The following is a 1,440-nucleotide window of genomic DNA, read 5'->3' as shown; positions in this document are numbered from 1 at the left end:
AGGGCTGTTCGTGGTTTCAGAACCAACACAGTGGACGCGAGCAACTGAGGACAAGCCCTCGGCCTATTAGTACCGGTCACCTCCACCAGTCACCTGGCTTCCAGATCCGGCCTATCAACCCAGTCGTCTACTGGGAGCCTTACCCCATCAAGTGGGTGGGAGTCCTCATCTCGAAGCAGGCTTCCCGCTTAGATGCTTTCAGCGGTTATCCCTCCCGAACGTAGCCAACCAGCCATGCCCTTGGCAGAACAACTGGCACACCAGAGGTTCGTCCGTCCCGGTCCTCTCGTACTAGGGACAGCCCTTCTCAAGACTCCTACGCGCACAGCGGATAGGGACCGAACTGTCTCACGACGTTCTAAACCCAGCTCGCGTACCGCTTTAATGGGCGAACAGCCCAACCCTTGGGACCGACTCCAGCCCCAGGATGCGACGAGCCGACATCGAGGTGCCAAACCATCCCGTCGATATGGACTCTTGGGGAAGATCAGCCTGTTATCCCCGGGGTACCTTTTATCCGTTGAGCGACGGCGCTTCCACAAGCCACCGCCGGATCACTAGTCCCGACTTTCGTCCCTGCTCGACCCGTCGGTCTCACAGTCAAGCTCCCTTGTGCACTTACACTCAACACCTGATTGCCAACCAGGCTGAGGGAACCTTTGGGCGCCTCCGTTACCCTTTAGGAGGCAACCGCCCCAGTTAAACTACCCATCAGACACTGTCCCTGATCCGGATCACGGACCCAGGTTAGACATCCAGCACGACCAGACTGGTATTTCAACGACGACTCCCACCATACTGGCGTATGGCTTTCACAGTCTCCCAGCTATCCTACACAAGCCGAACCGAACACCAATATCAAACTGTAGTAAAGGTCCCGGGGTCTTTCCGTCCTGCTGCGCGAAACGAGCATCTTTACTCGTAGTGCAATTTCACCGGGCCTATGGTTGAGACAGTCGAGAAGTCGTTACGCCATTCGTGCAGGTCGGAACTTACCCGACAAGGAATTTCGCTACCTTAGGATGGTTATAGTTACCACCGCCGTTTACTGGCGCTTAAGTTCTCAGCTTCGCCCACCCGAAAGTGAGCTAACCGGTCCCCTTAACGTTCCAGCACCGGGCAGGCGTCAGTCCGTATACATCGCCTTACGGCTTCGCACGGACCTGTGTTTTTAGTAAACAGTCGCTTCTCGCTGGTCTCTGCGGCCACCCCCAGCTCAAGACGTAAAGCCCATCACCAGGTGTGGCCCCCCTTCTCCCGAAGTTACGGGGGCATTTTGCCGAGTTCCTTAACCATAGTTCACCCGAACGCCTCGGTATTCTCTACCTGACCACCTGAGTCGGTTTAGGGTACGGGCCGCCATGAAACTCGCTAGAGGCTTTTCTCGACAGCATAGGATCATCCACTTCACCACAATCGGCTCGGCATCAGGTCTCAGCC

General features: G+C 56.4%; 1 rRNA gene. It reads right to left on the bottom strand.

Annotated features, from left to right (window positions below):
- Positions 1-46 precede the first annotated feature (46 nt).
- A 23S ribosomal RNA gene (locus AB0G63_RS39090) occupies positions 47-1,440 on the bottom strand; the annotation flags it as partial.

The sequence above is a fragment of the Streptomyces sp. NPDC020996 genome (assembly GCF_040641355.1).
GTDB lineage: Bacteria > Actinomycetota > Actinomycetes > Streptomycetales > Streptomycetaceae > Streptomyces.
Note: the sequence above shows the minus strand (reverse complement) of the source record. Positions and strands in the feature narration are given on the sequence as shown.